General features: G+C 39.8%; 5 protein-coding genes. 4 read left to right on the top strand and 1 reads right to left on the bottom strand.

The annotated features are described in order from the left end of the window. Positions 1 to 74 precede the first annotated feature (74 nt). The 4 genes from A7P55_RS13395 (at position 75) to A7P55_RS13380 (ending at position 8459) form a co-directional block, all read left to right on the top strand. Positions 75 to 5795 carry an Ig-like domain-containing protein gene (locus tag A7P55_RS13395; RefSeq protein WP_216078052.1) on the top strand — a complete coding sequence of 1907 codons (5721 nt, stop codon included), beginning with the start codon at positions 75 to 77 and terminating at the stop codon, positions 5793 to 5795. 236 nt (positions 5796 to 6031) lie between these two features. Next, positions 6032 to 6322, top strand: coding sequence for a co-chaperone GroES (locus A7P55_RS13390; RefSeq protein WP_004652030.1), 291 nt, complete (start codon positions 6032 to 6034; stop codon positions 6320 to 6322). Between the two features lie 58 nt (positions 6323 to 6380). Further along, a complete protein-coding gene (groL, locus tag A7P55_RS13385) occupies positions 6381 to 8015 on the top strand; it encodes a chaperonin GroEL (RefSeq protein WP_004801460.1) in 1635 nt (544 codons plus the stop codon). A 261-nt stretch (positions 8016 to 8276) separates the two neighbouring features. After that, on the top strand, positions 8277 to 8459 hold the full coding sequence (locus tag A7P55_RS13380) for a hypothetical protein (RefSeq protein ID WP_171552463.1): 183 nt from the start codon (positions 8277 to 8279) through the stop codon (positions 8457 to 8459). Here the strand turns inward: A7P55_RS13380 and A7P55_RS13375 are convergent. Further along, on the bottom strand, positions 8446 to 8844 hold the full coding sequence (locus A7P55_RS13375; RefSeq protein ID WP_171552462.1) for a hypothetical protein: 399 nt from the start codon (positions 8842 to 8844) through the stop codon (positions 8446 to 8448). The genes A7P55_RS13380 and A7P55_RS13375 overlap by 14 nt on opposite strands. Positions 8845 to 9146: the final 302 nt, after the last annotated feature.

Here is a 9146-nt window from a genome sequence, read left to right as displayed (position 1 = left end):
CTGATGGTGTTTACCAGTTCAAAGCGATCGTAACTGATAAAGCTGGAAACAGTGCAGAAGTATTGTCTACAAAGGTGACAGTCGATAATACTGTACCTGCCACCGGTACATTGGCATTCTCAAATTTTAATGATACAGGTATTTCGGCTACAGATTACATTAGCCAAGACCATAGCTTCGATTTGAGTTTAATAGGCCAGGAACAGGGGACGGAACTTGTTTATCAAGTGTCTAAAGATGATGGTGCGTGGACAACAACAACGGTAAACCAAAGTAATCTGTCTGATGGTGTTTACCAATTTAAAGCGATCGTAACTGATAAAGCTGGAAACAGTGCAGAAGTATTGTCTACAAAGGTGACAGTCGATAATACAGCACCCGTTGCTGGGCTATTATCAATTACGAATTTAAACGATACAGGTTCTTCTGCGACGGATCGAATCACTCAAGATAAAACCTTTGATTTAAGCCTGACAGGCCAAGAACAGGGCACAACAGTTGTTTATCAAGTGTCTAAAGATGATGGTGCTTGGACAACAACAACGGTAAATCAAAGTAATCTGTCTGATGGTGTTTACCAGTTCAAAGCGATTGTCACGGATGTGGCAGGAAATAGTGCAGAAGTATTGTCTACAAAGGTGACAGTCGATAATACTGTACCTGCCACCGGTACATTGGCATTCTCAAATTTTAATGATACAGGTATTTCGGCTACAGATTACATCAGCCAAGACCATAGCTTCGATTTGAGTTTAATAGGCCAGGAACAGGGGACGGAACTTGTTTATCAAGTGTCTAAAGATGATGGTGCGTGGACGACAACAACCGTAAACCAAAGCAATCTGTCTGATGGTGTTTACCAGTTTAAAGCGATCGTAACCGATAAGGCGGGTAATAGCGCAGAAGTTCTTTCCCCCATCGTTATTATAGACAATACACCACCAGTTGCAGGAACTCTGATATTTGGCGATTTAAATGACACTGGTGCTTCGGCAATTGACCGAGTAACACAAGACAACAGTTTTGAATTGCAATCTTTACACCCAGTCGTCATCGGGCAGGAGGTTGCTCTGACGGATCATTATGAGATCTCTATAGATGGTGGTTTGACATGGGCAACGACAACGGCACAACAAACAAATTTGATCGATGGGACTTATCAATTTAAAGCAATTGAAACCGATGTGGCAGGTAATGTCGTAGAGACTGTAATTGAAACAGTTGTGGTTGATACATTGAAGCCTCAAATGGCAACCAACTTATTCATCAGTGAAGATGGTTGGACTTTAATTGGTTTAAGTGAATCCGCCGGTTTGAAGGTGAGTGTCTTTGACCAAAATGGTTTTTTGGTTGGCATAGGTGAAAGTTATGGTGACGGGGAGTTTAGCCTGCGACTGAATCAATCTTATGTAGACAACGAGCAATTCAGAGTTGTGTTACATGATCGTGCAGGAAATGAGAGTGATGGTGCAAATGTGATTGCACAAGGTGATATTACCCAACCTGAGGCTGCCACAGAGCTTGAACTTATTGAAGGCAGTAGTGGTTCGATTTTAATGGGTAAAGCAGAACCATATGCTGTCATCCACGTTTATGATCAGCAGAATAACCTCGTTTATCACTGGAATAACGATGTGAGTGCTGATGGAACATTTACGGTTTATTTTGATCAGTACTATCTGAAGGGCCAAGTTTTAACTGTCACAGTTACTGATGCCGCTGATAATGTCAGTGCAAATACAATAGTGATTGCACCATCGGATGAGACAGATCCTCAGCCAATTGCTGATGTTATATTTGATGAAAATGGTCTGCAATTTATGACCCACGCCGAGGCTAATAGTACAGTTAAGGTCTACGATACGGACAATAATCAAGTCGGTATTGGTTATGCGGATAGTGACGGAAATATTTCGGGTTGGTTCAATAATGTTTATCTGGGGGGGCAATTACTCACCTTTATTGTATTTGACCGTGCTGGAAACCAGAGCACGGAAGTGCTACGCAACGCAATAGATGATAACTCTCCACCAGATATCGCAATAAATCTTAGCCTGACCGAGGGGAGTGGCGGTTCAGTTCTGACAGGTAAAGCAGAGCCGTATGCCACCATTCAGGTTTATGATCAAGATGATAATCCAATCTATATATGGAATAGCAATGTTAATATTGATGGTACTTTTACGGTTTACTTTGATCAATATTACTTAAAAGAACAAGTATTAACGGTGCGTGTCACAGACCGTTCGGGTCTTGTCAGTGAAAAAGCAACGATTGTTGCGCCATTAGATAATACCTCTCCTGATGCTATTCAGAATATTGAGTTCAATGAGGATGGGCGGAACTTCACGGCAACAGCAGAGGCCAATAGCAGCATTAAAGTGTTTTATGAGGGGAATGAGGTCGGCAATGGCTATACAGATAGTGATGGCCATGTATACGGGACTTTTTATCAGGTATTTCTGGATGGGCAGCAACTCTCGTTTGTTGTGAGCGATCGTGCACAGAATGAAAGTATTGCAGTTGATCATAATGCTTTGCAAGATCGAGAGGCCCCTGATGTTGCAACTGAACTTGAGTTGATTGAAGACGGCTCTATTTTAAAAGGTAAGGCTGAGCCTTATGGAACCATTCAAATTACAGATCAAGAAGGTAACTCGGTCATTTATTATTGGGCAAATAGTATTGTCAATGAAGATGGGACCTTCTCGGTTCAGTTAAATGACTATTTCCTTCATGGTGAAACCTTGACGGTGACTGTCAAGGACCGTGCCGGAAATGTGAGTGACGTTGTGACCATTGATGCCCCAGTGGATAACACAGAGCCAAATCCTATTGATCTTAATCATCTTGTTTTTAATGAAAATGGATTGGCCTTCACTGCGATTGCGGAAGCGAATAGTTATATTAAAGTTCTTTATAACGGTATTGAGGTGGGACAAGGTTATACCGATAGTGAAGGAAATGTGTCTGGTTCTTTCAATCAGGTTTTTCTAGATGGACAAGAGCTTATATTTATTGTGCTTGATCGTGCACAAAATCAAAGCACTCCAATAACAGCAATTGCGCTGAATGATGATATTGCGCCTTTGGCCGCAGGAAACGTTACAATTACACCAGATGGTTGGATCTCAGGTGAAGCAGAGCCTCAGGCACTTGTTGAAATTACAGATCGATATGGGGCGCTGATTAGCTCAGCTTATGTAACTTATAATGGTATCTTCAGCCAATGGATTAATTTGAGCCAATTTCAGACACAAGAATTGAGTATTGTGGTGAAAGATGCTGCAGGAAATCGTAGTGAACCTGTGCATAAACTTTTACCAGCATTGGTGGATACACCTGAAGCGGCAACAGGTGTAGCGCTAGATGCAGAAGGTCATATTTTAACAGGTATGGCAACTGCTGGTTTCTATATTGCTGTGACCAATACGGCCGGTGTACGTGTTGACAGTGGTGGGTGGAATTCAACGGTAAATGAAGATGGCACATTTAGTATCCAGCTCAATGATTATTATTTGCAAGGACAAACATTACAAGTCCGTGTGTTTGATTATGAGACAAATCAATATAGCTCAGTTACAGAAATTATTGCGCCTTTAGATAATACGATTCCTGTTATTGAGGACGTCGCAATCAATGATGATGGATATGGGATCACTGGGCAAACAGAGCCCAAAGCTACAATCAAGATTGTGGATGCTGATGGAGATCTACGAGCTGAATATCAAGTGGATGACACTGGATATTTTAATCTTAGTATTTATCCACAAATTCTGCGCGGCGAGCAACTTTTTATTACGGCAACTGATTTAGCGAAAAACGAGAGTCATCCGTTTAACATGACGTTTAGTGTTGATAGTCATGCGCCAAGTCCTGCAGAAAATGTGGCGATCTCTGAAAATGGGTTTTTCATGGAGGGGGATGCAGCAGCCAATAGTTATGTACGTATTGTTGATACGCAAAGTAATGTTATTGGTGGCGGTACAGTCGATGAGTCCGGGCATTTTAGTGTTCAGTTATATCCACCTCAGGCAAACGGAGCGCTTCTCCGGGTTGTGGTCGAAGAAAATGGATATCAAAGTGGCTACACCGAAGTTGCTGCACCAATAGATAGTACCGCGCCTGCAGCTGCTACACAGTTGTTATTGAGTGAGGGGCAGGTGTTGTCTGGGCAGGCTGAAGCTTATTTAACTGTTTATATTTTTGATGTAAACAATAGCCAAGTTGGACAGGCGACTGTAGACAGTAATGGCACCTTTATCACCAGTTTATGGTATCCATATTGGCATGGCGAAAGCTTAACCGTCAAAGTGGTTGACGCGAATCAGAATGAAAGTCCAAGCACCACAATCATCGCTACAAATGATACGGTAGCCCCTGATGTAGCCACACAACTTGGAATCAATGAGTGGAGTTATCTCATTGGACAGGCCGAGAGCAATGCGACTGTTGAAGTCACTTATTATTATCCAGATCTGGAGCCTTATACCAATAGCACAACCGTAAGTGTGGAGGGGACATTCTCTATTTATATGGATGGTGCGGTTACTTCATTTGACTTAACTGTTGTGGATCGTGCTGGAAATCATAGCACAACGGTGACGCTCAATCCGGCGGAGATCCCGCACATTGTAGCCGATCAATTTAAAGGAGATAACACCGATAATATTTACCAAATCGACCATGGGGCTGATTTTGTTCAGGAATATATCGTCGAATATTATGAAACCTATGAACAGGTTTGGGTGGACAATAGCTACTATACGACTGAATGGATTGAAGAAGGTCATTATGAGCAGCAATGGTTTGAAAGTGGTAACTATGAGCAGCAATGGGTTGAAGAGGGGCATGATGAGCAGCAATGGATCGAAAGCGGATATTCAGTTACTTATCAGGTTTATCAAGATCAATATGGTATTACCTATATTGATGATGGTACGACAGAAAGTGACTACAGCCAGTATTTACATCAATACTATGATTTTGACACAGGGCAATGGCAAGAAGGCTATGAGCTAACGTATTTTGGTGTACAAGATAATTGGGTTGATACCAGTCATTATGAGAATGTTTGGGTGGATACCAGCCATTATGAAGATGTTTGGGTCGATACTAGCCATTATGAGGATGTTTGGATTGATACCAGCCATTATGAAGATAGATGGGTCGAAAGTGGTTATTGGGATAATCAGTTGGTTGCTTCTGGCTATAGAGATGTCGATTTAGGGGGATATGACAAGGTCATCAGTTCTGTCAGTTATAGTTTGATGGACCATTATGATTCGGTGAATGATCCAGCGAGTGCGGATAACTATCTAGAAAGTGGTCGTTATGTTGAAGATATAGAATTGATTGGCAGTGCAAATCTCAATGCGACTGGTAATGGATTGGATAATGTGATTACAGGGAACGCTGGGAACAATATTCTGGATGGGCGTGGTGGCCATGATACCTATGTTGGAGGTGCTGGTTCAGATACGGTGATTTATAATGTATTGAACTCTAGTGATGGGTTGATGGATAACTGGCAGGATTTCCATGTTGCTAATTCACAGGATGATACACAAGCCGATAAAATCGATTTAAGCCAATTATTGGTGGACTATTCTGGTAATGGCTCAGTAGCTTCTCTGGAAAAATTTATTCAAGTGAATCAAGAGGGAGACCATACTATTGTGAGTCTTGATCGAGATGGTGAAGCCTCTGCTTATGATCCGGTTCAACTCGTGACACTCAACAATGTCAATACAACATTGAGTGAATTATTGGGTAATCACCAAATTATTTTTTAAACATTTTTTTATGAAAATCTAAGAGCTGTCAATGACAGCTCTTTTTCTTGGCTGTAGACAATTTGTTCAATCAAAATCAGTTTGAAGAAAAAATACTAAAAAAGTCGAGTTTTTTTTAAATCTCCCCTTGAAGCTATTTTTTTTAACCCCACAAAAGTGGCATATCAAAATTTTATGTATTGCCATGAATTGGCGATACGAATTAATCAAAAAGACTAAGTCTGATGGAGTTAACTATGAGCAACATTCGTCCATTACATGATCGTGTTGTGATTCGTCGCGTAGAAGAAGAAACTAAAACGGCTGGTGGTATTTTACTTCCAGGTTCTGCTGCTGAAAAACCATCTCAAGGTGAAGTAATCGCAGTAGGTAATGGTCAAATCACTGACAATGGCGTTCGTGCTTTAGACGTTAAAGTTGGCGATAAAGTATTGTTCGGTACTTATGCAGGTACAACAGTAAAAGTAAGCGGTGAAGAACTCTTGATCATGAAAGAGTCAGATATCTTAGCTGTACTTGAAGGCTAATCGATATATAACTCACAAATTAATCAGATACAGTATTTAAAAAGATTCGGAGTTTCACATGTCAGCTAAAGATGTAAAATTTGGTGATTCAGCTCGCTCAAAAATGATTGCAGGCGTAAACACACTTGCAGATGCAGTAAAAGTTACTTTAGGTCCTAAAGGCCGTAACGTTGTCATCGACCGTTCTTTTGGTGCACCACACATCACTAAAGATGGTGTAACAGTTGCAAAAGAAATTTCTTTAAAAGACAAGTTTGAAAACATGGGTGCTCAACTTGTTCGCGAAGTTTCTTCTAAAACAAATGACATCGCGGGTGACGGTACAACAACTGCAACTGTACTTGCTCAAGCCATCTTAAATGAAGGGATCAAATCTGTAACTGCAGGTATGAACCCAATGGATTTAAAACGTGGTATCGACATCGCAGTGAAAACGGTTGTTGAAAATATCCGTACCAATGCAAAACCTGCGGATGATTTCAAAGCAATTGAACAAGTAGGTTCAATCTCTGCGAACTCTGACACCACTGTTGGTAAACTGATCGCTCAAGCGATGGAAAAAGTAGGTAAAGAAGGTGTTATCACTGTAGAAGAAGGCTCTGGCTTCGAAGACGCATTAGACGTTGTAGAAGGTATGCAGTTCGACCGTGGTTATATCTCTCCATATTTCGCGAACAAGCAAGATACTTTAACTGCTGAACTTGAAAATCCATTCATTCTTCTTGTTGATAAAAAAATCGGCAATATCCGTGAATTGATTGCTGTATTAGAAGCTGTTGCTAAAACGGGTAAACCACTTCTTATTATCGCTGAAGATGTTGAAGGCGAAGCGCTTGCAACACTTGTTGTGAACAACATGCGCGGTATTATCAAAGTATGTGCGGTTAAAGCCCCTGGTTTTGGTGACCGTCGTAAAGCAATGCTTCAAGACATCGCGATCTTGACTGGCGCGACTGTGATTTCTGAAGAAGTAGGCATGTCTTTAGAGCAAGCTTCTCTTCAAGATCTAGGTACTGCACATAAAATCACGGTATCTAAAGAAAACACTGTGATTGTTGATGGCGCTGGTAATGCAGCGCAAATTGCTGAGCGTGTTCAACAGATCCGTGCGCAAATCGAAGAATCTACTTCTGAATACGACAAAGAAAAACTTCAAGAACGCGTTGCTAAATTAGCTGGCGGTGTTGCAGTCATCAAAATTGGTGCGGCAACTGAAGTTGAAATGAAAGAGAAAAAAGATCGTGTTGACGATGCGCTTCACGCAACTCGTGCAGCAGTAGAAGAAGGTGTTGTTGCAGGTGGTGGTGTTGCACTGGTACGTGCTGTAAACGTCTTGGATGGCTTAAAAGGCGCGAACGAAGATCAAACTGCAGGTATCAACATTTTACGCCGTGCGATTGAAGCGCCGCTTCGTCAAATCGTTTCAAATGCTGGTGATGAGCCATCAGTTGTCATCAATGCAGTGAAAGCAGGTGAAGGTAACTTCGGTTATAACGCTGCAACTGGCGAATATGGCGATATGTTAGAAATGGGTATCCTTGACCCTGCTAAAGTAACGCGTTCTGCACTTGAACACGCAGCTTCTGTTGCTGGTTTAATGTTGACAACTGAATGTATGATCACTGATATCCCAGAAGATAAACCAGCTGGTCCAGATATGGGCGGTATGGGTGGAATGGGCGGCATGATGTAATTACATCATCGTCTAGATCAGAAAAATCCCTGTCTAGGCAGGGATTTTTTTATATAAACATTAAAAATTATAATAGTTGATAATTTGTGACATTCTTCGTCTAGTGTGTAGATTTGAGATTAATTTAATATATTATAATAAGAGCTAAATTAAAGCAGAGTAAGTATATAAATAACACCTATAATATTTTTTATTTTAAATGAATTTGTGGTTGATTAAAAAAGTGTGTTTTCGAAAATGACTTTCTAGGTAGGAAATTTCATGATTAATTTTAATAAAGTAGGAGATTTTGAGTTATATCCAGTCATTGAAGTCAAAGATTTATATAAATATAAAATGAATTATTTTAAGTTGGTAGAAGAATTGAATTTATTAAAGAAAGAAAATGAAGCACTTAAGCTCTATATTGTAAAAATCATTAATCAAGATTTTATTGCTGATTAGTATCAATTAATGCATTAATTAATTCATAGACCAGTTGTTTTTGCTTTGGCGAGAGTTGTGCAAATTTCTCAGGTAAGTCTTGCTGTACAAGTTGTATACCTGAATGAACCATTTCTGGATGCTGAATTTCATGTGTTGCATTACCAAAACGTAACCATTGACTAGATACTTCTAGCCATGCTGCCAAAAGTTGAAGTTTATCTTGGCTGGGAATTGCTACGCCTAATAACCAATTGTTTGCAGTTTGGATACTTACTGATTTTCCACTATATCGTAGATTAAATTCTCTCGCTAACCATGTTGGGCTTGTTTTAGCCCATGAATGATTTGAAAGTGTCTCTTTCAGTCTTTGGCTAAAAGCCTGTTTTTCATTTGTTTCGTGCATAAAAGATGTTGAGCCTTCTTGACTGATCAGAAAATAAAATCTTATTTATAACCATGAGCTTATCTACTTTATTTTATCTTGGTATACAAGATCAAGATAGAGCATATATGATTTTTGTAGTTTGAAAAGAAAAGACATAGATTAGAAAAAAATATTTAATATCAAATTTTGATTGATAAAATTCTAAAGTAAAACTAGAATTCTTCATTGAGGGAATCCTAATTAATAAATTATTTCAAAAATATTATAAGAAGTTGTTTTTAAATAGGAAATCTCAAAAAAATTAAAACAGGAGAGATAGA

It is taken from the genome of Acinetobacter sp. Ac_5812 (assembly GCF_013072695.1).
In the GTDB taxonomy this organism is placed as follows: Bacteria; Pseudomonadota; Gammaproteobacteria; order Pseudomonadales; family Moraxellaceae; genus Acinetobacter.
This window is presented reverse-complemented; position numbering and strand designations above follow the sequence as displayed.